We start from the raw sequence: 21951 nt of genomic DNA, 5'->3' as shown, positions 1-21951 counted from the left end.
AGGGGACTTATTCTTGTTCTTCTTTTACGACTTCTTCTACTTTCTCTTCGGCTTCCTGCTCTTCTTTTCGCTTCTCGCGCTGGTTAAACTTAATGGCCTCTTCCAGGCGGCGTTCTTCTCTTCGTACCGCCCTGCTTTCCAGGCTGCGGAACAGGTCGGAGAAGTTGTCGTAGTCCCGCACGAAGATCAGGCCCACGCCGGTAGCTCGCACGTCACCTTCCAGGAAGCCCTCGTACTGGTTGCGCTGGAATGCACGTACGCGGAGCCTGCCGTCTTTTGTAAGCGAATACTCCACCGACACGTCTCCGCCGAAGCCACTCATGTTACGCTGCTGTTCACTCTGTCCTTCCAGCCCGATGTCAGTTCCGACACGCACGGTCAGGCGGTCATCCAGAAACTGCTGGCGCAGGGCCACGTTCAGGTCGGTGCGGCCCTCGGCTGAGCCGGAGGAGTAGTCTTCGTAAGAGCTAACGCCCAGTTCCAGTCCAAGGCCGCCGGCGTAGCGGTTCGTCAACTGGTTGAGCTGGTCTGTCATCACCTGGCTTAAGCTGTTACGGGCCGTGGAGCCCAGCCCGCCGCCACCGGAGCTTGACAGCGGATCCTCTGCCATGAAGCGGCCCAACACCAGCAGCGAGAATACCTGTTTGTTGAGTTCAGAATCGTTCTGGCGCAAGGCGCCCAGGCGTGCTTCCACCGTGCCATCCAAGGCCCCGCGCCGCTGCTCTTCCAGCTGAATGTCAAATCCGATCTCAGGCTTGAGTAACTCTCCGTCTAAATTCACATATACCTCGAAAGGCAACTGCGTTCGATAACGGTTCAGTTGGCCCGCATCCACGTCCAACTGATTAGACACCAGTTCCATCGGCGCCGCATCGATCCGGTAAATGGCTGAGATCTGCATGTTGGCCTGCATTGGGTCGCCGGTCCAGTTGATGTAACTGCCTTTCGCGATCTCGAGTTTCCGCGACACCAAGTCATAGAAGTCCATGCTGTACATCCCTTCCGTAATCTCATAGCGACCGCTCATGCTGATCTGTCCGCTTGGCGTGATGCCGATGTAGAGGGGAGAGGCATTGCCACGCACGACCAGGTTGTCGCCCGTGGTCGGGTCTATCACGATGGTCACGGTGGTGGCATCGGTTACCGTGATCTGGGCATCGATGTTGGCGCCCATAAAACCGGCAGTCGTGTTTTCCTCGACCGCCCTTGCGAGAATGGCGTTGAGGGAATCGTTGAGCGTGACGAATTCGACTACCCCTTCGCGCTCGGCAGCGGCCACCCCATCGGCCGGGATGACCGTGGTGAAGGTGGAGCCATCGAGCACCGTCACGAATACTTCAATGTTCGGTGCCATCATATTGCCCGTTATACTGGCTTTCATGGCCATCTGCACGTTGCCATAAAACAGGTCGTTGTCGTTCGCAGTAGAGTTCATCGCCAGGAAGCGGTCCGTTCGCGCACGCAGGTCGAAGGTATAGTCCGTGTAGTTCTGCGTCAGGATGTTGCCATTGATGTCGAGGGTGTTGCCCAGCGTGTCGGTCAGGGTGAAGTCGCGCATGCTGATGCCTTTCTCCGTAAACTCTAACCGCTCGTTTTGCAAGGAATAGAGCGAGTTGAGCATGGTCAGGTTGAACTGTGCCTGGTTAAAATCAAGGCCACCGCGGATAGCAGGCTGCGCCAGCGTGCCTGTGATGCGCAGCTTGCCATTGGCGCTGCCGGCCAGTCTGTCTACCATACCTTGGGTGAAACCGCCGAACGAGGCCAGGTTCAGGTTGGCAATATTCGCATCCAGGTTGAGTAGACTCGTTTCAGGCTGCATTTCATAGGTGCCACTCACAAGCACTTCGTTGCCGTTGCCGGTCAGCCCCAGGTTCAGGTTGTAGCGGTTGGCGCCCGCCGTGTTGGCTTTCAGGGCGATGTCGCCGATCGGTATACCTGTGTAGGCGAATTTTGACAAGGTAAGGTCGGCCGTAAAAGCCGGATTACCGGCCAGCAGGTCCGTCAGCGTGGCGGTTCCGTCCAGCACGCCCGTCATCACGCTGTCCTGCTGCTGAAAAGAAGCCATGATGTGGCCGATCTCAAAGTTGCCGAACTCCACCTGCAGCGGTGCATTCGGGCTCACCGGTCCGGTGCTGTTGAGCGACACGTAATTTCCGTTTCGCTCCAGGCGGATGTTTTTCGCATAGAGCAGGTTGGTGTCAAACTGCAGGTAGTTATCCTGCGGAACCGACCAGGGCTCGCCGTTGATGACGAGCTGCTCCGGATTAAAGGCGAAACGATAGCCGGGGCCCAGGCTGTTGAGCACCCCGCCAATCACAAATTGCTCCGCGCTATCTGCGTCAGCCATGGCCAGTCGCACGCTCATGTCATTGTCGCGGGCCGCCCCGTTCAGGCGCACATTGTTGAGCAGCAGGGAAGGGGACCTGATCTCGCGCACGCCCAGGTTGTAGCCCATTTGCTCCCGGTTGCCGCGTACCTGCAGTGCCATATCCTGGACGTTGTATTCGGTATAGGTCAGCTTACTCACATTCGCGTCCATGGCGAAAAGCTGTGTTTCCCCGTTGTAGGAAGCCGTGATCGGACCGTTCACCTGCAGCTCTCCCAGATCGGGTACAAAGGAGGCGATGATGTCCGGACGGCGAACGAGCATGGTAGCCTCAAAACTGCCCAGGTTGACGTTGGCCGGGTAGGGCGGATCGGGTTGCAGGTCGAAGTAGGCGGAGAAGTGTTTGGCCAGCGCGGTAGGAAGCTCTCCCAAGTCATTGTCAAACCGCATGTCGGCGTTGAGTATGCTGGAGTTGAGTGCGATGGCGGCACCCGGCATTTTCTGGTTCACGGTCAGCTGCAGCGAGTCGATGGGGTAGGAGACGCCTTGCAGACGCACGCGTACATTGTCGCCCTCCAGAGTGCCGCTGATATCACTGGCATCCTTGCCTGCAAAACGACCGCGCAGCTGCCCCCGCACGCCGAGTTCCTCTTCGTAGAAATTGAGTGCTTTCAGGTCGACGCCCTTCAGGTCCAGGTCAAACACATACTCACCCCGCTGGGCATTGCGCATATTGAAGTCGCCTTTCAGATCGAAGTTCAGGTTCTCGTCGCGGGCGCGGGCTGCCACCTGGTATAGGTTGCGGTCGATGCGGGCATCCACGTCCACATTGTTGTAGGCGTAATTATTATAGTTGGCTTCTGTAATGTGGGCCTTCACATCCGCGCGCATGGTTTCGGGGCTTAAGCCGGTGCCTTTTGCCGTTGCCTCAAAAGCGACGCGGCCTACGCCATAGTCTTCTGTAAAGAGCTGCTTCAGATCGAAGCCTGCTGTTTTGACTGTCGCCCGGAAAGGCTCTGCTCCGGCAGGTCCCTCGTCCATGTCCACGACGGCGTTCAGGTTGCCAAAGGAGCTTTTGATGGCTGCGTTCAGATCGAAATTGGTGAGGGTGCCGCTATACCTGCCCGTCATGCTCAGGTTGTTCGGTATCCGGATCTCAGGCGGTATGGTGCCTGGAGGAGCCAATGCCAGGATGTCGGTGCGGGTGGTGGCCAGGCGGTTGATGTTGAGATTCATCGCCAGTCGGTCCGGGTCCATGGCGTTGCGTACATTGCCAGTCACGTTCACGGTGGTGCCTTGCAGACCCGCTACCTGCAGCTGCTGTATGCTGATGTTGTCCAATGGCCCCTGTGCCCGCCCGTCGAGGCGAATGGTGGAGTTGGCGATCTTGCGGAACGAGGGATTTTCGGCGAGGTCGGGCGCAAAAAGCAGTATATCCTGCATGCCAATGCGGCTGTTGTCGATGTCGAGGTCCAGCTGCACGGCATCCAGGTTATCGGTCAGATCAGCCCAGGAGGTATAGTTTAATGCCAGATCTTTGCTGATGCGGCTGTTTCCGGTCTGCAGGTCAAGGTTGGCGAGCCTGGCGTGCGTGGAATCGAGCGTGATGTCAGACTGGAAATTGTTAATCCGGAAGCCGCTTTGTTCTTTTAGTTTGAGCTGGTTGAGCTGCATGCCCATTTGGTTCAGGCTATACCTGATGTCTTCGGCATCCAGTTCGATATTAGTGAAGCGCAGGTGATTGTAGTCCATCCCACGAGCTTGCCGGGGCGCATCGGCATTCTCCATACCTGCTTCCAGTCCGCTCACGTTGAGCTTACCCAGGTTCAGGACCCATTTCACCGGCTGCCCCTGTGTCTTCTCTACCGATTCGTCCAGTTTGCGCACCGTCTCGGCCGGGTTCACCGCCAGCGAGTCAGTCGGTACCATTTTCTTCTGCACATACAGCACCTTGGAGTCGTGGAGGTCGAAGCTGCGCAGGTCGATGCGGGCATTGGGCAGGTCAATGTCCTCCACGGCCAGCTCCGATTTGCCCAGCTTCAGCTCGATGCGCTGGTCTGCCGGTATGCTGACGTAGTTCAGGGCGAAGTTCTCCACTTCCACGCCGTTCATGTCAAATTCAAAAGTAATAGGCTCGGGCTCAGTTTCAGGCGGCAGTTTGGACTGCACGTAGTTTATACCTGTGTTGCGCAGTTCAATTTCATCCAACCGGTAGATTTCCTCTTCCAGGTTCAGTTCTTCCATGGTGGTGGTCAGCTGGCCCACCCGTGCCCGGATGTGGTTGCCGCCCGCCTCGTCGTTGAAGTTGACGTACACGTTTTCCAGGTTGATCAGGCCCAGGTCCAACTGCATGGCCCCGGTCGTGTCGGCAGGCTGGGCTGCCGTGGTGTCGGTGGCAAAGGCCTCCATCAGAAAGTCGAAGTTGGACGTGGAGTCAGGGCGGATGTGCAGGTTGAGGGTGGCTTGCTGCAGGTCTATTTTGCTGATATTGACTTTGCCACTTAACAGCGACCATACCTTTAGGTCTAGCCCGAGGCGCTGGCTATACCAGAGCGTATCGTGCTGCTGGTCCTCCATGTACACATCTTCCAGGACAATGGCATTGCGCCAGTCTGTTTTAAAGCGCCCGATCTCCACCCGGGTGTCGAGCATGCCAGCCAGGTATGAGGCTCCCTTCTGAGCGGCGAAGTTTTGCACTTTGGAGATCTGCAACGCAATGATAATGAGCAATAGCAGACCCACTACGATGGCAAGGAACCACAGTATTACCTTGGCAATGGTCTTTCCGATATGTTTGGCTGATGCGATAGGTGTCGTATTTACAGTTTGACTTTACGCAGGATTGCTAACAAGGATAGAAATTTTTGCTAATGGCGATCGGACACGAAACAGAAGTCTGCAGGAGGATGACAATACTATACTTACATTGTTTTACCAGTTGAACAAGGCTGCATCATTTTTTTAGTGAAGGGGACTAGGTAACTGTCTAATTTCCAAACAACTGGATGCTTTCAGAGTAAATAAAGATAGCAACCAATTTGTTTGAGTCATGGCATTGTCAGCTATACCTCCCGGTTTTGAAGAAATGTTAGGATTTGGCTTGGTGGAGGCCTTACTGGGTCGCCGTTCCCGTCGTTTTTTCATGGGGGCGGAGATTCCGGATGGTGTCTTTGCCTACAAATCTGAACATGCCCCCATGCCGCTTTCAGAGCTGGAGAAATTGCTTGTGGTGACAGCCTGTGCCGGCAATACAGGTTGGCACAACATGATCTACCGCGCGCAGCGTTATGCACCACACCTTTCTAACTATGCTGCCGCAGCAGGAGGGCGCACTTTTCCTTCGGCAGCAGGCTTTCATACTTCCATGACCTTTTTTACAGATGACACCGGTGTGTATGCGGTTAACAACCGCGATGCTCCTGCCCCAGCTGATCGCAAACAAGATGGTTCGCTGGAACTGGGTGACGTAGTGCAAGCCTTGCAGCGCCATATCACCAAATTGCAGGACGGCCGCCTGAAACTGCCATCAGAGGTGCCCTTTGTAGAGGCGCACAACACCTGGGTAAGCAACAAACCGGGTACACTGCTGGTGATTCCGGTGGCTGATCTGACGCAACACGTGCTGCTGGGGCTATGCTACATGCTGCAGAACGGACTCGTATTGTACGATGATATTAACAAACGCCCCATACCAGGTATAGACCGTTTCAAGACCCTTGCAAAGCCGGACAGCACCTGGCCGATTACCTTTGTGGAGCAATTGTGCATGGCCGAGGTTACCGTGGAGCTGTCTACTTCCTGCTACGCGGGCTCGCTGATGCTGCAGGCCATGGGTTTGGGGGGTTGGCTGTACGACGGCATCGATCCATTTAGCGTGTTAGGGGCGAGTGGGGTAGCTGGCGCTGAGGGGCTGGGTTTTCGCTACGACACCGATAATCGCTGGCCCTACCCCAATCCGACCGGACTGGCAGGGGTGATGGAGGCGTACTGCCCGCCGCACTATCCTGATATGCGTGCTGCTGTGGAAGCAGTCTGTGATAGAAAGTTTGGGAAGGGGGGGCCCTTTCATCCGGCAACCCCTGGCCCTTGGAAAGATACCGCTGGCGTAAGGGGCGCTGCCCAGGTGCATGATGCCGACTTTAGGGAGTGCGTGGCACTGCAGGCGCAGTACGTATATGATACTTTTGGTAAATTCCCCGGTACGGTGCCTTCGGTCTTCATTTGCCCTTACTTGCAGGCACACCACCTCGATCTGGACTTTTATAATAAGTTTTACCAGCCAGGTGCCTATCTGCATACACATGCTCATCATATGGAGCGGTGGCATCCGGAGCTTGTGCTACCGAAATAGCATAATGGCTTCCATCAGGCCATCATCACGTTGTAGCGACTGTACACACCCATCAGTTCGCCCATAGCCAGCACGTGCGGACCCAGCACGCGGAGCAGGGCCTGACGGCCGGTGCCTTCTTTGATGTTGAGCATCACGTCCAGGGCATAAATTCTGAAATAGTAGTGGTGCAAACCCTGCGGCGGGCAGGGGCCTCCGTAATGGAGTCTTCCAAAATCGTTGGTGCCCTGTATACCTGGCACATCACCCTCTTCAATCAGGTTGGTGGGAGGTATGTTCCACACCAGCCAGTGCGTCCAGATGCCCCGCGGTGCATCAGGGTCCTCTACAACCACCACCACACTCTCCGTGTACTTAGGCAGGTTTCTGATTTCAAGCGGCGGACTGATATTCTCGCCGTCACAGGTATAGCGGGTCGGTATCCGCTCCCCCTGCGAAAAAGCGGGACTTGTCAGGTATAGCTTTCCTTGTATTCTAGGCTGCATAGTGTTTCAGTTCCGGTTAAGTGAAAGTGTAACTGTCGTTCATGGGTTGGAAGGGGGTGGAAAGGAAAAAGCGTGGAACAGAATTGAATTTAATATTTATATTATAACTTTGTTTACTTATAAAGGTTGGGGTTTCAAATAAAAAAAAGTATATATTTACTAATAATTTTATAAATTTAACTTATTTTAAGTTTCAGCACTTCAAATTTTCAGATTTGATATCCTCCGATATTTTTTTTTGAAGATTCTTTCGTAAATAATTGAAAATTAGTCAGAACCTATTAACTTTCGTATATAAGGCAACTCGGATAAAAAAGCATGGGTTATGGAGATATTTATCATCTTGACGGTACTGGCGATTTATGCAGTAGGCTACCTGTTGTACTACATGTATGGCAAAGAAGAGCGAAGTGAACGGAAGTACGACCGCTATAAGAAGTACGACCGCTACCAGGTATAAGGGGGAATCAAACTGTTTGTGTATGCAGCGACCGGGCATTGTCCGCAACTGTTACGCCATTAAAAAAGGTGCAGGACTTTATCCTGCACCTTTTTTAATGAATGAAATAAGAAATATGCTTGCCTAACTCGCTTTGCTTAACTGCAGGTAGTTCACCAGATCGTCAATAGAGTATACCGGAACTTCGTCCGGAATCACGACGCTGTACTTTTTCTCCACAGCCAAAATAATATCTACTACATCCACTATATCCATTCCATTTTCCCAAAGTCCTTTGGGGCCGGATAGTTTGTGGGGGGCGATTGCTTTTAACCTGCTTACCAGGTTAATTACCTCTTTGTACAGGGTCGTTCTAGGATCTGCCATATGCATCATCGTAAAGGGTAGTTTGGAACCTCGCATTCTCCTGATCTCCTCCTGCCACTTTATAGGACAGAAGGAGAGGGGAGTTTAATTAAGATCTTAGTGCACAAATTCGTGTGCCATTTTCTTTTCTTCGAGCTCTCTAGTTTCGTGCTCCAGTTCTTCCAGCGACTTCTCTTCCAGCACGATCACTGTTTTCTTGTCCAGCCCGAACTTAGCCAGGATGCGGTCGAAGCCGTAGTAAATGATCGGCACCACGATCAGGGTCAGGAACATCGAAGAGCTCAGACCACCGATCAAAGCCCATGCCAGACCGTTCTTGGTCGCGGCTACGGAGCCACCGGCCAGTGCGATCGGCAACATACCGATCACCATCGCCAGCGTCGTCATCAGGATCGGACGGAAACGAATTCTTACTGCTTCGGTCAGGGCTTCCTTCACTTCCACACCCTCGTCTTTGAGCTTGTTGGTAAAGTCCACCACCATAATGGCGTTCTTGGCTACCAGACCGATCATCATGATGATACCCAGGATCGAGAAGATGCTCAGCGACTGCTGCGCCAGCGCCAGGGCCAGCAAGGCTCCAATGATCGCCAAAGGTATAGAGAACAGTACCACCAGCGGGTACACGTACGAATCGTACAGTGCCACCATAATCAGGTACACGAAGATGATCGAGGCCAGCAAGGCAACACCCAGCGTGCCGAAGCCTTCGCTCTGGTTTTTCAGGTTACCGCCGTACTCAATGCTCACACCAGCCGGCATCTCCACTTCTTCCATCAGCGCCTGAATGTCGGCACCCACTGTGCCTGTCGGACGGCCAATTACCTGCGAGTTCACGTTGATGGACGTCACACGGTTGTAGCGCTCGAGCTGCGACGGACCCGTAGACTGACGGATGTCGGCAAACTGACCCAGGCGCACCAATTGCCCCTGGTTGTTCACGAATGACAGGTTGGCGATGTCGGTCACGCTGCGGCGGTCGAACTCGTCGAGGCGGATGTTGATGTCGTAGTCTTCGGTACCGGAACGGAAAGTCACGTCGGAGTTACCACTGAAAGCCAGCTGCATGCTCGCACCCACGTTCTCCAGCGACAGGCCTACGTTGGCCATCTTGTCACGATCCACCACCACTTCAATCTCCGGGTTACCACCTTCCACTGACATTTCCACGTCGGCAGTACCGGCCACGCCTTCCACCACACGCATTACCTGCTGTGAGAAAGCCATCACGCTGTCCAGGTTAGAACCCGAGATGATGAGCTGGATTGGAGCCTGTGAGTTACCCACCAGTCCTACCGGCACCGGCGTCACTTCCACGTTCGGCAGTTTGCTTTCAATGTCGGCCTTGGCCTGGCGGCTGAACTGGTCGGTGCTGAACATACGCTCCTTCACATCCACCAGCGTAACCGATACTTCTGCTTTGTAAGCCGTGTTCTGGCCCTGCTGTGCAGAGGAAGTGGTACCTACGGTGGTAAACACTTTCGCTACTTCCGGGAAACCCTCCAAGTATTGCTCTACCTGGCGTGTTGCAAAGTTGGTTTGCTCCACAGTGGAGTTCTTAGGCAGCTCCAGCTGCAAGCTCACTTCCCCACGGTCACCAGCAGGTATAAAGTCCGACCCGATAAAGCCGAGTGGCACCAGCGCAAACGAAGCTACCAGCAGCAGGATCGTTACGGCCAATGTGATGAACTTGTGATTAAAGGCCCACTTCAGGGCTGCCGTAAAGCCATCGATGATGTTGTCGAGGAAGCGCTCGAAGGCCAGGATAAAGCGCCCGAAAATGTTCTTATCTGAGATATGCTCCAGACGTGAGAATCGGCTGGCCAGTAGCGGTATCAGGGTAAAGGCCACGAACAAGGAAATCATGGTTGACACGGCCACCACCACGGCAAACTGACGCAGAATGTCGGATACCAGTCCTGATGAAAGGGCAATAGGTATAAACACCACCGAAATTACCAGGGTGATGGACGTTACCGTCGCCATGATCTCGCGGATACCGTCGTAAGCGGCCTGCGCCGGCTTTTTACCCATTTCCATGTGGCGGTGAATGTTCTCGATCACCACAATGGCGTCATCCACCAGGATACCCACCACAAGCGAGAGCGCCAGCAGCGACATCAGGTTCAGCGAGTAGCCAAACAGGTACATGAAGATAAAGGTCGCCACCAAAGAGGCAGGTATAGACACCATCACGATCACCGCATTTCGGAACGAGTGCAGGAACAGCAACATCACCACCGCCACTAGGATGATCGCGATCATCAGGTCGTGGAGTACGGAGTCAGCAGCCTCCAGGGTAAAGTCTGATGAGTCGTTGGCGATGTTGAAGTTCAATCCAACGTCAGCGTATGTTTTTTCCAGGTCGGCCAGGGCTTCTTTTGTCAAACGGCTTACCTCCACGGCGTTGGCGTCCGACTGTTTCTGAATCGTGATACCCACCGAAGGGCTGCTGTTCACGCGCGTCAGTACTTCAATGTCCTTCTGGGTATCCTGTACCTCGGCCACGTCAGCCAGGCGCACAATGCCGTTCTGGTCTTCGCGAATGATCAGGCCACGCAACTGGTCCAGCGACGCAAACTTACCTGCCAGACGGATCTGCGTCTGCCCGCTTTCCTGCTTGATCTTTCCGGTAGGGAAGTCGAGGTTGGAGTTGCGGATCTTCTGCTGCACCTGCAGGATGGAGAGGTTGTAGGCCTCTAGTTTGTTAGCGTCGATGTTCACTTTGATCTCACGCTCCTGGCCACCCAGAATTTTGATGGCCGCCATACCTGGTATGCGCGACAGCTCCGGCTTGATCTTCTTGTCGATCAGGTCGTAGAACTCCGTCGGCGACATGTTGGCCGTCGCACCCATCTTAATGATCGGGAGATCGTCGAGGTCAAACTTGTTCAGCGTTGGCGACTCCGCATCATCCGGCAGATTGGCCAGGATGGTGTTGATCTTGCGCTGGGCGTCCTGCAGGGCCAGGTCCACGTTGGTGCCCTGGTTCAGTTCTACCACAATGATCGAGAAGCTCTCTAAAGAGGTGCCTCGCATCGTCTTCACATTCTCTAGTGATGACAAGGCTTCCTCGATCTCCTTGGTCACCGAGTTCTCCACTTCGTTAGGAGAGGCACCCGGGTAAATGGTGGAGATGGTGAGCACCGGCGGGTTGAACTTCGGAAGAAGCTCGTAGTTAAGCGACTGGTAGCTCGCAACACCCAATAGTGTGAGGACCGTGAAGACCACGACAACCAGGGTGGAGCGCTGTATCGATATTTTGGTTATATTCATTTCTTAATGTTCTTGAGAAAGAAGATTGTCTGTTATTTCAGCACCGTTACTTTGATGCCTTCGCGTAGGTTGATCTGGCCGCTGCGAACCACTTGCTCGCCTGGCTTTACACCATCCAGAATTTCTACCTGGTCCTGCGTTACCACACCCACACGTACCGGACGCTGGCTAGCTTGTCCGTCTTTCACCACATACACTAGCGGGTTCTGAATGCTGCCTACGATCGCCTCACGTGGCAACAGCATAGCGTTGCGCTGGTCGGCTACGTCGAAGAAAGCGGTGCCGTACATACCGGCGCGCAGGTTGTTGTTAGCGGCATTTTTTACTTCCACTTCCACGTCGAACTTCAGGGTAGGGTCGGCCTGGGCAGCGATGGCTGTCACAATCCCTTCATACTCCTGGCCCGAACCGGCATCGGCTTTCACCTTTACCTTGTCACCTTTGTTGATCAGCAGTACTTCGCTTTCGGAAGCCTTCACTTTCAGCTTCAGCTTGTCCACGTTCACGATGTCGTACAGCTTCGTGCCTGCGTTCAGGTATGAGCCTACTTCCACATAAATTTCGTTGATCTCGCCACTGATAGGGGCGGTAATGCGGGTCTTGGTCAGGCGCTGGCGGGCAGCTACCAGTTGTCCCTCTGTAGCCTTTGCGTTCAGGCGGGCATCTTCCAGCTGGCGCTTCGTGATCGCGTCGCCGGCTGCCAGGTTCTCGAAACGCTCCAGGTCACGCTTGGCTTTCTCGGCGTTGGTCTGCGCGGTTGCCAGGTCGGCGGCCATGGTGTTGCTCTCTACCTGTAACAGCAGTTCGCCAGCTTTCACTTTGTCGCCTTTGCGCTTGAGCACGCTTTTGATCTGGCCCTGTGTTTCAGAGAGAAGTGTCAGGCTTTGGATCGGGGCGAAGTTGCCCTGCGCCGTAAAGGACTTGTCGAGTTTGGCGGAGGCCACTTCGGTAATGGTCACAGGTATAGCATCGCTCTTGATGGAGGCAACGGCGGCATTGGCGGCCATTTGCTCTTTGTTGCTCATCAGCTTAAAGCCTATGGCGCCCAAAATCACGATTACGACTACGATATAAATCAGCTTTTTCATTTTGTGTTTGTGTGATGCTTATTTAATTAATGTGTTTAGGTCGCCGGTAGCTTTCAGGTAGCCGAGTTGGGCCAGCTGGTACTTCAGCATTTCGTTGTTCAAATTGGTTTTTGCTTCGCGCAGGCTCACTTCGGCCTCCAGCAGGTCAGTCAGCGGAGAGATGCCTTCTTTGTACAGGTCGTTGGTGGTGTCGTATACCTCCTGGGCCAAGGCCACATTCTGCTCCTGCGCCGCAATGGACGACGAGCTGTTTTGCAGCTGGCTGATGGAGTTCTCCAGCGCCACTTCCAGGTTCTTGGTCAGCTTCTGGCGATCTGCCTCCAGTGACTTGAGCGTGTATTCTGTTTGCTTGATCTGGGAGTGCTTGCGCATACCGTCGAAGATCGGAATGTTGAGCTGAACCCCTACAATGGCCGTCTTAAACCAGGGCATGTTCGTGTCCAGGAAGTTGAACTCCTTGCGCATGGCGTTGTACTGGTAGGTGCCAGTAGCCGACAAAGTGGGGTAGTAACCAGCCTTGATGTTCTGCATTTGCAGATCGGTCAGTTCAGCCTGTTTGTTGAGTAGCTCCAACTGCGTCTGTCCCTGCACCAGGTCTTTGCTGCTGTTAAAGGCCGCAGCGCCTGTATCGAGTGTGATGGAGGCGTCTGTCAAGGCGATGCCTTCTTCCAGCGGCATGCCCATGAAGAACTTCAGGACGTTCATTTGCTGGTCAAGCGCACTGGTCAGCGTTTGCAGCTGTGTCTCGAGGTTGGTCTTGTTTACCTTGATGCGGTTCACATCCACCTTGCGGGCCAGGTCGTTTTCGTACTGCAACTGCAGGATCTTGTTTAGCTGGTCCAGGCGGGCCAGGTTGGCGTTGATGATCTCGAACTGCTCTTTCGTCTGCAGGATCTGAAAGTAAGAGGAGCTGACGTTATACATTACCTCTTCTTCGGTCATGGTCTTGCGCAGACGGTACAGGTCTTCGCTGCTCTTCGCTGCTTTCAGTCCTACAAAGTAAGACTGGTTGAACAGCAACTGCGACAGCTGTATACCTCCGTTTGCATTGTATTTGGTACCAAACTGCACCGGGATCATCTCGTCCGGCTTGCCCTCGAACACGTTCGGGATCACCTGCACCGGGATGGCCGGATACATATTAAAGTTACCGAAGGCATTCACCTGCGGCAAACCACTGCTTTTCGCCTCTTTCACCATGTATTTGGCGCTCAGTTGGTCATACGAAGCCTTTTGCATGTCCTCATTATGCTCCAGCGCATAGGTAATGGCCTCCTGCAGACTCAGCGTCCGCACATCGGGCTTCTCCTGCGCCATCACCGGCTTCACGAAAAGCATGGCCAATCCGACTACTAAATATTTGATTTTCACGTTGTTGGTTTATTGTGTTTAGATGTAACTAGTAAGTTCTGAAAAGAGAGAACTATAAGAATAAAAAAATTATTTCCGGGTCTTCTCCCACTCGTGAATCAGAGAGGGCATTCTGTTTTTCATATAATCCAGAAAGCTGATGAAGTCGTTTAGCTTGGCGTCATAGATCGGGTTTTCGCGCTTTCTTACGTCCATCACCCGTTTCAGCAATCCATTCAGGTGACTCAGGTCCTCCATCTTCTTTTCAAACAGATCGCGCCAGTTGGAAGATTTGATGCGGAAATAGCGCTTGCGGTCGCCCGGGAACGTGGTATACTCGATATGACCTGTGTTGAGCAGCATGTTCAGCGCATTGCTGGTAGCACTTTTACTGATGTTGAGTGCTTCGCTGATCTCATCAAAGGTAAGTTCCGCGCGGTCAGAAACAAGCAGCAGCCCCATTACCCGTGCCACAGCTGGCTGAAAGCCGTTGTTTTCCTGATAAACACCAAATTCCTCGATCAGGCTAAGCTGTTGTTCGCTAAGAGTCATATTGTACCTTCCTTTTAAAGCATTAACGCTACAAAGGTAATAGTTGGTTTCATTAGTTCATAATTTACAGAACTAAATTTTGCTATTATTTTCGGACTGAGTTTGAGCGTTAGTCTAGCATCCGTCTCAGGTAGTTGATCTGGCCGAGGTGGTAGTTTTAAATTGCCTGATTTTATTAGTATTTACACATAAGCTTAGGCAACCCTAACACTTTTTGTCATCCTGTAAGGATCTTGGTAGTTAGGGTGTCAAGCTATAATTCAAGGATCTGCCTTTAGAAATCGCAGGTATGGGTTCTCACTTTTAATCAACGCCATTTTCTTTTCGCGACCCCACTCCTTCAGTTCCTTTTCTCTATCAATAGCGTGCTGTACATAGGTATAGCGTTCATAGTAGAGCAGCTTGTAGCAGTAATAGCGCCCTGCAAAAGTCTCAGGCTTACCTCTGTTTGCCTTATGCTGCTCAAGCCGATACACCAAGTCATTTGTCATCCCCACATAAAGCACCGTTTTGCTTGGGTTAGTAGTGATGTAGACAAAGTAGTTGTGGCTTCTCATAGCTGGGGCTTAACCTCCCGGGGGTAGGGGCCCTCTATTTCTACCTGGTTTCTTTCAGAATGACAAAAACAGTCATTTTTCTATTTTCTCTGAAATATCTTAATGGGAAATAGAGCTGATTCGAATTACTATTAAAATGGCGCGTAAATTAAAATGTAGTCACTAGTCTTCTTCCTCAAAACTCCATGCTCCCCTCATACACCAGCACACTCAACGGAGGCAGCTGCAAAGCAGTATTTGACTTCGCTTTACTAGGTATAGACTCTGTGATGTTCTTTTTCCTGACCTGCCACTCGTTTGCTGAAGAATCAAGGACGACTTGCCATGTTTTTGACCAGTCTGGTAGTGAACAAGGTAGGAGATTTTCCGAAAAATTGAACAGGCAGACGAGGTGCTGCAGACCGTCCTGCGTTTGGCGGTGCAGCAGCAGCCCTTGCGAACCGATCACGTGCGCCCGTACACAACTTTTGCTGAACTCCTGTAGTACCGGATGGCTGCGCCGCAGGGCGATCAGGGTGCGGTGCCAGTCGAGCAGCAGGCGGTGCTTGCCTTCCCGACGCTTTTCCCAGTTCAGTTTAGAGCGCTCAAATGTTTCGGATGCCTGCGGGTCAGGTGGCTCCGCTTCCCACTTGTAGTTGGAGAACTCTTTTTTCCGGCCCTCACGCACAGCGTGGATCAGTTCTTTGTCCGAGTGACTCACGAAATAGAAGAAAGGGCTCTCATCCCCATATTCTTCCCCCATAAAAAGCAGGGGCACATAGGGTGAGAGCATCAGGGCGGCTGCCGCCAGTTTCAGCCTGTCCGTATTCACCAGCACCGACAGCCGCTCGCCCTGGGCCCGGTTTCCTGCCTGGTCGTGGTTGAGGTTAAAGGCGATGAACTGGTCGCCGGCTATACCTGCAGAGGAAGCGCCGTGGCGTCTTTTGCGGAAACGAACGTACTCGCCGCTTTGCACAAAGCCATCGTTGTAGGCCTTGGCCAGCTGTTCCATTTTCCCAAAATCGACGTAGCGTACCTGCCCTTTTTTGTCGAGCAGCACATACAGCGAATGGTGAAAATCGTCGAGCCACTGGGCATCAAAGCCGTAACCGCCTACTTCCGGACTCTTGACCACGCGGGGACTGTTGTAATCGCTCTCCGCCGTCAGGTATAGCCGGCGGCCCAGGCACTGTTCCAGCTTCTTTACTTTCTGGTGGATTAGCTCCCAGATGTGCACCGCGCCATTGTCGATCACGGCATGGATGGCGTCGAAGCGCAGCCCGTCCAGGTGGAAGTGCTCAAACCAATAGAGTGGATTTTCTGAAATGTAGTCCCGCACCCCATCCGACCAGACACCGTCGAAGTTGATGGCATCCCCCCAGGGCGATTTGTATTGGTCCGTGAAATAAGGCCCGAACTGTGACAGGTAATTTCCCTCCGGCCCGAGGTGATTGTACACCACATCCAGGAAAACAGCTATACCTCTGGCGTGGCAGGCGTCGACCAACAGCTTCAGACCCTCTGGACCGCCATAGGAATTTTGCACGGCGTAAGGGTATACGCCATCATAACCCCAGTTTCGGGTACCGGGAAATTGCGCCACCGGCATCAACTCGATGGCATTTATACCTGTCTCCACCAGTTCCTCCAGACGCGGGATGATGGCTGCGAAAGTGCCCCCGGAGGTAAAGGTGCCTACATGTAGCTCGTAGAGCACGAGCTCCTGAAAGGGGAGGCCGCGCCAGTTGCTGTCCTGCCAGGTATAGGCGGTGTGGTCGATGACCGCAGAGGCTTCGTGCACGCCGTCAGGCTGGTGGAACGAGGCCGGATCGGGGTAGTCCTGTTCGCCGTCCGGCATGAAGAAGTAGCGGGTACCGGGGTATACGGCCTTTACTTCCAAGGTATAGAAGCCATCGCCAGCTGGCTGCATATCGAGTTTTCGTTCCTCTGGCTGCACCAGGTGCAGCACCAAGCGCTCCTTTTCAGGGGCCCATACCGTAAACCGACACCTGCCTTGGCCCAGATAATAGGCACCCGCTTTTTTCATAGCTCTGTTTATAGGTATAAGATTTTACTGCAAGGCATCTTGCAGTTATGCTTGTTAGGGTGCTATACCTGGTTTAGGATTGTTTCAGCCGGATGATCATGCCTTCGTCGCCGCTCAGACTGACGTGCCTGCTGACCCTGCCGCCTTCCCGTTCGGGCAATGTGTCGATCACGATGGTGCCTTCGAAGTTGAAATGCTCCGGCGCGAAATGGCAGGGCTTGTGACTAAGGTTGAGCAAAATCAGGAAGCGCTCATCCGGGGTATAGCGCAGGTAGGCCAGAAGCGGACCGCTGGCTACTACTGGTCGGTAGTCCCCGATGTGCAGGGCCGGTTCCTCCTGGCGCAGTCTGATCAGGCGTTTGTATAGGGCGTAGATCGAGAACTCGTCTTCCAGTTGCGCCTTCACGTTCACGCGGCGGTAGTCTTCTGGCAGTCGCAGCCAGGGCTTGCTTTTGCTGAAACCGGCGTTCTCGCTGCTGTCCCACTGCATGGGGGTGCGCTGCGGGTCGCGGCTCAGGTTGAGCCCGGGCATGTTGAGCCCCTGCGGATCCTGAATCTCGTCCGGCGGAATGGGCACGTCGCGCATCCCGATCTCATCACCATAATATATGGTAGGCGTTCCGCGCAGCGTGAGCAAGAGCATGGCCGCCACACGGGCCTGCGCCTTGCCTACACGGCTCGTGATGCGGGGCTGGTCGTGGTTGCCCAGCACCCAATTCGGCCAGCCACCATCAGGCAGGGCACCTTCGTATTGGTTGATGTTGGATGAGATTTCGGTGGCATCCCAGTCGATGGAGAGCAGCAGGAAATTGAAAGGCAGGTGCGCCCCGTTCTTGTCGGTGCCGTAGTAGGTCATCAGTTTGTGGATGGGCAGGTAGATCTCACCGATCATCATGCGCTCGTCATAACTGTCGAGCACCTTCCGCATTTTGTGCACAATGTCGTGTACTTCAGGCTGGTCGGTAGAGTAGGCTGGAATCAGTTTTTCGTAAGTGGCCTGGTGCGCTTTGTAGTTCGGGTTCACCGGGTTGTCGCGCAGCTGGTCATCCTTGATCATGTGCCACATCACGTCTACCCGGAAGCCGTCTACGCCCTTGTCGAGCCAGAAGCGCATCACATCCAGCATGGCCTCCTGCACCTCGGGGTTGCGCCAGTTCAGGTCGGGCTGCTCCTTTAGGAACGCATGGTAATAGTACTGCCCGGTGTGCTCATCCCATTCCCAGGCGCTGCCGCCGAACACGCTGAGCCAGTTGTTCGGTTCGGAGCCGTCTTCGTTGGCATCTTTCCAGATATACCAGTCGCGCTTCGGGTTGTCCTTGGAAGATCGCGATTCTTTGAACCAGGGGTGTTCGTCGGAGGTATGGTTGGGCACCAGGTCGAGGATCAGCTTCATGCCCCGGTCGTGTACGGCCTGCAGTAACTTGTCGAAATCGTCCATGGTGCCGAACAGCGGGTGAATGTCGCAGTAATCGGAAATGTCGTAGCCAAAATCGGCCATGGGAGAGGAGAAGATCGGGGAGATCCAGATGGCTTTTATACCGAGTGACTGGATGTGGTCGAGCCGTTGGATGATGCCCTGTAAGTCACCCACGCCATCGCCGTTGCTGTCCTGGTAGGAACGTGGGTAGATCTGGTATATGACGCCTTCCTGCCACCACAGGTGTTTTTGCTGTGTGTCTTTCATAGTGTTTGGTTTGCGAATTGGCCTCAGGCCGGTACTTAATGAGAATAATGTCTCATGTACGGGAAACTCTATGGAGGGTATGGTTAGTCGGTTGACGGGCTCTATGTGAATTGATTAATCCGCACGAACGTTGACCCTCGCGCCGTTTACTCAACCACACCTTAAGGCCTGCGTTTAAATAGTTGACAATGAAAACTATGGAGCAGAGTTACTCATCCTTCTTCGCTGGTCTGGGCCTGATCGGCATCATCCTAAGTATCGTGTTGCTGGTGTTTATTGCCTGGAGTGTGATCTGGTCTTACCAGGATGCCCGGCGGCGTGGCAAGTCGCCCTGGCTGGTAGCCCTGATGGTCTTGCTCATGGTATGGCCGGTTGGCCTGATTATCTGGTTATTGCTCCGGCCGCAAAAAACGGAACAGCAGGTATAGGCTAGTCCCATTGCACGATGGCGTCGTATTCCTTATGGCGTTTTACGTAAGCCTCCACCACAGGGCAGGAGGGAACAATCATGCATTTGCATGCGCGGGCATGATCCAGTCCTTCTTTCACCAGTCTGTCGGCTATCCCCTGGCCCCGGTGCTGCTCGGGCACATAGGTATGGTCAAAGTCCATATGTCCCTGATCGGTAATAGAGTACGTGAGCTCGGCCTCACCGCCATCGAGCGTCACATAAAAGCGGGTGTCTTCTTCGTCGTGAATGATTTCCATGGGATGATATAAGAGGTTTGAAACAAGTATACGACCTGGAGGTGGAAGGTGTTGGAAAGCCACTTCGGTACCAAACGATTTTTAATGTAATTTGCAGACAGATATTTATAACCTGCGGGGGACTGATGGAGTACAATCAGCGGTCCTTTACACAAGATCATCTATAAACTATGCATCAAAACGCTAACCTGACCGGCCGCCTCGCGCAGCGGCTTTCCCTTTTCCTTTTCCTGTTCCTGATCACCGTACTGGTGCAGGCGCAAACCATCACCTCACCGGACAAAAACCTGTCGATGACCTTTGAGCTGGCCGCCAACGGGGTGCCCACTTACCAGCTCACCTACAAAAAGAAGCCGGTGATCAAGCAGAGCAGGATGGGCTTCGAAATGAAGGACGTTCCTTCTATGATGAACGGTTTTGCGGTAGCCAAGACCGGGCAAAATTCTGTGAACGATACCTGGGAGCCGGTATGGGGGGAGCAGAAAACCATCCGCAATAATTACAATGAATTGCTGGTGACGCTCAACCAGAAGGAGCACAAGGACCGCCACATCCAGATCCGCTTCCGCTTGTTCAACGACGGATTGGGTTTCCGTTACGAATTCCCGCAGCAGCCGGAACTGAAGTATTTCATCATCAAAGAAGAACACACGGAGTTCAACCTGACCGGCGACCACAAGATCTTCTGGATTCCGGGGGACTACGACACCAACGAGTATGCCTATACCACCTCCCAGATCTCACAGATTCCGGGCCTGATGGAAAAGGCGACCATCGACGTGCATGCCCAGTTCCCGATCAAAACGCTGGCGGTGCAAACGCCTTCCATGATGAAGTCTTCGGACGGACTCTACATCAACATACACGAAGCGGCCCTGCTCAACTACCCGGCCATGCAGCTAAACGTGGATCCGAAAACGTTCAAGTTCAGTTCACACTTAGTGCCGGATGCCGTGGGCAACAAGGGCTATATGCAGACAGAAACCCATACGCCCTGGAGAACAATCGTCGTGAGCGACAAAGCAACCGATATTCTGGCCTCCAAGCTGATCCTGAATCTGAACGAGCCGACCGAGTACGAAGATGTGTCCTGGATCAAGCCGGTGAAATACATCGGCATCTGGTGGGAGTACTTTGTGGCGGGTAAGAGTTCCTGGGCTTATGGTACCGAAACAAATGTGAAGCTCACCGACGATTTCACGAAACTGACACCAAACGGTCGCCACGGCGCGACAACTGAGAATGCGAAGAAGCACATCGACTTTGCCGCTGAGCATGGCTTTGATGCGGTACTGATCGAGGGCTGGAACATCGGTTGGGAAGACTGGTTCGGCAACTGGAAAGAAGAGGTGTTCGATTTTGTGACGGCCTACCCGGATTTTGATGTGAAAGAGGTACAGAAATACGCGGAGTCGAAGGGCGTGCGCGTGATGATGCACCACGAAACTTCAGCTTCCGCCACGAACTACGAGCGCCGCCTGCAGGATGCTTTCCAGTTCATGAAAGACCATGGCTACAACTCAGTGAAGACAGGTTATGTAGGCAAGATCATTCCACGTGGCGAGCACCACGACGGACAGTGGATGGTGAACCACTATAACCACGTGGCCCGCACGGCAGCCAAGTATCAGATCATGATCAACAGCCACGAAGCGGTTCGCCCGACAGGTTTGCACCGTACCTTCCCGAACTGGCTGGCGCAGGAGTCCGCCCGCGGCACCGAGTTTGAGGCGATGGGCGGTCTGGCGCCGGACCATGCCACGATCCTGCCGTTCACCCGCCTGATGGGAGGACCGATGGACTACACGCCGGGCATTTTCCAGACGGACCTGTCGTACTACCACGGCGGTGAGCAGCGCGTGAATACCACCCTGGTGAAGCAACTGGCCTACTACGTGACCATGTACAGCCCGCTGCAGATGGCGGCTGACATTCCGGACAACTATACCCGTTTCCCGGATGCCTTCCAGTTCATCAAAGACGTAGCCGTGGACTGGGACGATACCTGGGTACTGGAAGCAGAGCCGGGTGATTACGTGACAATTGCCCGTAAAGCGAAGGGCAAGAACGAGTGGTATATTGGCGGCATCACCGACGAGAACACCCGCACGGCCAACATCCGCTTCGACTACCTGCCAAAAGGCAAAAATTACATCGCGACCATTTACGCTGATGCCAAAGATGCCAGCTGGAACAAGAACCCGCAAAAGTATCAGATCCGTAAGGTGCTTGTAAATTCGAAGAGCGTACTGAAGCAGCACTTAGCCTCTGGCGGCGGTGTGGCCGTGAGTGTAAAGGAGGGAAACAAGCAGGAGCAGAAGGGATTGAAGAAACTGTAAGCGTGCTCTGGACAAAGGGATTTTTTTAACAAAGGACATAAGACAAAAAAGCGCCGTGCAGAAATGTACGGCGCTTTTTTTTTGCTGCTATCGAATTATTTTAAGATATAGTTTGTATCTTATTGATAATGAAAACTTTTAGCCATTTTACCTATGAACCCAGACGAATTTGAAGAAAATTATACCCAGATCCTTCACACGCTTTTAAAAGCCTTCGCCAACAGCTCAGAGGTCGAACCCGAAAAGTTCTACGACCTGGCCAATGCCATAGAGAACCTGCGTGATGCCGGCCCTGCACTCTACGACGCGATCAAATCGTTGAAAGACGAACAACGCGAAGCCGCTTAGTTTGTAAGCCAGACTGACAGTGCTGCTTCAATCTT

The 21951-nt window shown here is 53.5% G+C and carries 16 protein-coding genes; 5 read left to right on the top strand and 11 right to left on the bottom strand.

The genetic code is table 11. The annotated features are described in order from the left end of the window. Positions 1-7: 7 nt before the first annotated feature. Complete coding sequence (locus tag IEV97_RS10375) at positions 8-5104, bottom strand: translocation/assembly module TamB domain-containing protein (protein WP_262890293.1); 5097 nt, start codon at positions 5102-5104, stop codon at positions 8-10. Between the two features lie 271 nt (positions 5105-5375). Here IEV97_RS10375 and IEV97_RS10370 point away from each other — a divergent pair, with 271 nt between their 5' ends. Beyond that, entirely contained in the window at positions 5376-6677 is a 1302-nt protein-coding gene (locus tag IEV97_RS10370) for a hypothetical protein (RefSeq protein WP_188501441.1), read from the top strand. Positions 6678-6691: 14 nt separating this feature from the next. Here the strand turns inward: IEV97_RS10370 and IEV97_RS10365 are convergent, their stop codons facing one another. Continuing rightward, a complete protein-coding gene (locus IEV97_RS10365; RefSeq protein WP_188501440.1) occupies positions 6692-7162 on the bottom strand; it encodes a YbhB/YbcL family Raf kinase inhibitor-like protein in 471 nt (156 codons plus the stop codon). Positions 7163-7487: 325 nt separating this feature from the next. Between IEV97_RS10365 and IEV97_RS20145 the strand changes: the two genes are divergently transcribed. Next, positions 7488-7622, top strand: a complete 135-nt coding sequence (locus IEV97_RS20145) for a hypothetical protein (RefSeq protein WP_262890291.1) — start codon at positions 7488-7490, stop codon at positions 7620-7622. Positions 7623-7745: 123 nt separating this feature from the next. Here IEV97_RS20145 and IEV97_RS10360 read toward each other — a convergent pair whose 3' ends face one another. The 8 genes from IEV97_RS10360 to IEV97_RS10325 form a co-directional block, all read right to left on the bottom strand. After that, positions 7746-7988: an acyl carrier protein gene (locus IEV97_RS10360; RefSeq protein WP_188501439.1), complete on the bottom strand. Its 243-nt coding sequence runs from the start codon at positions 7986-7988 to the stop codon at positions 7746-7748. 96 nt (positions 7989-8084) lie between these two features. Then, on the bottom strand, positions 8085-11264 hold the full coding sequence (locus IEV97_RS10355) for an efflux RND transporter permease subunit (protein ID WP_188501438.1): 3180 nt from the start codon (positions 11262-11264) through the stop codon (positions 8085-8087). A 32-nt stretch (positions 11265-11296) separates the two neighbouring features. Beyond that, entirely contained in the window at positions 11297-12352 is a 1056-nt protein-coding gene (locus tag IEV97_RS10350; RefSeq protein WP_188501437.1) for an efflux RND transporter periplasmic adaptor subunit, read from the bottom strand. 18 nt (positions 12353-12370) lie between these two features. Next, a complete protein-coding gene (locus IEV97_RS10345) occupies positions 12371-13723 on the bottom strand; it encodes a TolC family protein (RefSeq protein ID WP_229733890.1) in 1353 nt (450 codons plus the stop codon). A 69-nt stretch (positions 13724-13792) separates the two neighbouring features. Then, entirely contained in the window at positions 13793-14254 is a 462-nt protein-coding gene (locus tag IEV97_RS10340) for a GbsR/MarR family transcriptional regulator (protein WP_188501436.1), read from the bottom strand. 260 nt (positions 14255-14514) lie between these two features. Then, the gene (locus IEV97_RS10335; protein ID WP_188501435.1) at positions 14515-14811 is read right to left on the bottom strand and encodes a GIY-YIG nuclease family protein; all 297 of its coding nucleotides are present in this window, start codon (positions 14809-14811) and stop codon (positions 14515-14517) included. Between the two features lie 175 nt (positions 14812-14986). Next, entirely contained in the window at positions 14987-16837 is a 1851-nt protein-coding gene (treZ, locus tag IEV97_RS10330; RefSeq protein WP_188501434.1) for a malto-oligosyltrehalose trehalohydrolase, read from the bottom strand. Between the two features lie 73 nt (positions 16838-16910). Next, on the bottom strand, positions 16911-18521 hold the full coding sequence (locus IEV97_RS10325) for an alpha-amylase family glycosyl hydrolase (protein WP_188501433.1): 1611 nt from the start codon (positions 18519-18521) through the stop codon (positions 16911-16913). A 197-nt stretch (positions 18522-18718) separates the two neighbouring features. Between IEV97_RS10325 and IEV97_RS10320 the strand changes: the two genes are divergently transcribed. Next, complete coding sequence (locus IEV97_RS10320; protein ID WP_188501432.1) at positions 18719-18949, top strand: hypothetical protein; 231 nt, start codon at positions 18719-18721, stop codon at positions 18947-18949. A 1-nt stretch (position 18950) separates the two neighbouring features. On the opposite strand, the gene IEV97_RS10315 is transcribed toward IEV97_RS10320, so the two are convergent. Continuing rightward, a complete protein-coding gene (locus IEV97_RS10315; RefSeq protein ID WP_188501431.1) occupies positions 18951-19229 on the bottom strand; it encodes a GNAT family N-acetyltransferase in 279 nt (92 codons plus the stop codon). A gap of 170 nt (positions 19230-19399) precedes the next feature. Between IEV97_RS10315 and IEV97_RS10310 the strand changes: the two genes are divergently transcribed. Next, a complete protein-coding gene (locus tag IEV97_RS10310) occupies positions 19400-21568 on the top strand; it encodes a glycoside hydrolase family 97 protein (protein ID WP_188501430.1) in 2169 nt (722 codons plus the stop codon). A gap of 153 nt (positions 21569-21721) precedes the next feature. Then, entirely contained in the window at positions 21722-21916 is a 195-nt protein-coding gene (locus tag IEV97_RS10305; protein WP_188501429.1) for a hypothetical protein, read from the top strand. The last annotated feature ends 35 nt before the right edge of the window (positions 21917-21951 follow it).

The organism is Pontibacter amylolyticus, from assembly GCF_014638845.1.
Taxonomy (GTDB): domain Bacteria; phylum Bacteroidota; class Bacteroidia; order Cytophagales; family Hymenobacteraceae; genus Pontibacter; species Pontibacter amylolyticus.
The sequence above is the reverse complement of the archived record's forward strand: the minus strand, read 5'-3'. Positions and strand labels throughout refer to the sequence as shown.

What these genes read in the sequence shown, in the direction of transcription:
- treZ (WP_188501434.1), bottom strand. Translation starts at nt 16,837, where the DNA reads ATGAAAAAAGCGGGTGCCTATTATCTGGGCCAAGGCAGGTGTCGGTTT.
- IEV97_RS10335 (WP_188501435.1), bottom strand. Translation starts at nt 14,811, where the DNA reads ATGAGAAGCCACAACTACTTTGTCTACATCACTACTAACCCAAGCAAA.
- IEV97_RS10360 (WP_188501439.1), bottom strand. Translation starts at nt 7,988, where the DNA reads ATGGCAGATCCTAGAACGACCCTGTACAAAGAGGTAATTAACCTGGTA.
- IEV97_RS10355 (WP_188501438.1), bottom strand. Translation starts at nt 11,264, where the DNA reads ATGAATATAACCAAAATATCGATACAGCGCTCCACCCTGGTTGTCGTG.
- IEV97_RS10320 (WP_188501432.1), top strand. Translation starts at nt 18,719, where the DNA reads ATGGAGCAGAGTTACTCATCCTTCTTCGCTGGTCTGGGCCTGATCGGC.
- IEV97_RS10315 (WP_188501431.1), bottom strand. Translation starts at nt 19,229, where the DNA reads ATGGAAATCATTCACGACGAAGAAGACACCCGCTTTTATGTGACGCTC.
- IEV97_RS10305 (WP_188501429.1), top strand. Translation starts at nt 21,722, where the DNA reads ATGAACCCAGACGAATTTGAAGAAAATTATACCCAGATCCTTCACACG.
- IEV97_RS10370 (WP_188501441.1), top strand. Translation starts at nt 5,376, where the DNA reads ATGGCATTGTCAGCTATACCTCCCGGTTTTGAAGAAATGTTAGGATTT.
- IEV97_RS10310 (WP_188501430.1), top strand. Translation starts at nt 19,400, where the DNA reads ATGCATCAAAACGCTAACCTGACCGGCCGCCTCGCGCAGCGGCTTTCC.
- IEV97_RS10350 (WP_188501437.1), bottom strand. Translation starts at nt 12,352, where the DNA reads ATGAAAAAGCTGATTTATATCGTAGTCGTAATCGTGATTTTGGGCGCC.
- IEV97_RS10325 (WP_188501433.1), bottom strand. Translation starts at nt 18,521, where the DNA reads ATGAAAGACACACAGCAAAAACACCTGTGGTGGCAGGAAGGCGTCATA.
- IEV97_RS10340 (WP_188501436.1), bottom strand. Translation starts at nt 14,254, where the DNA reads ATGACTCTTAGCGAACAACAGCTTAGCCTGATCGAGGAATTTGGTGTT.
- IEV97_RS10365 (WP_188501440.1), bottom strand. Translation starts at nt 7,162, where the DNA reads ATGCAGCCTAGAATACAAGGAAAGCTATACCTGACAAGTCCCGCTTTT.
- IEV97_RS20145 (WP_262890291.1), top strand. Translation starts at nt 7,488, where the DNA reads ATGGAGATATTTATCATCTTGACGGTACTGGCGATTTATGCAGTAGGC.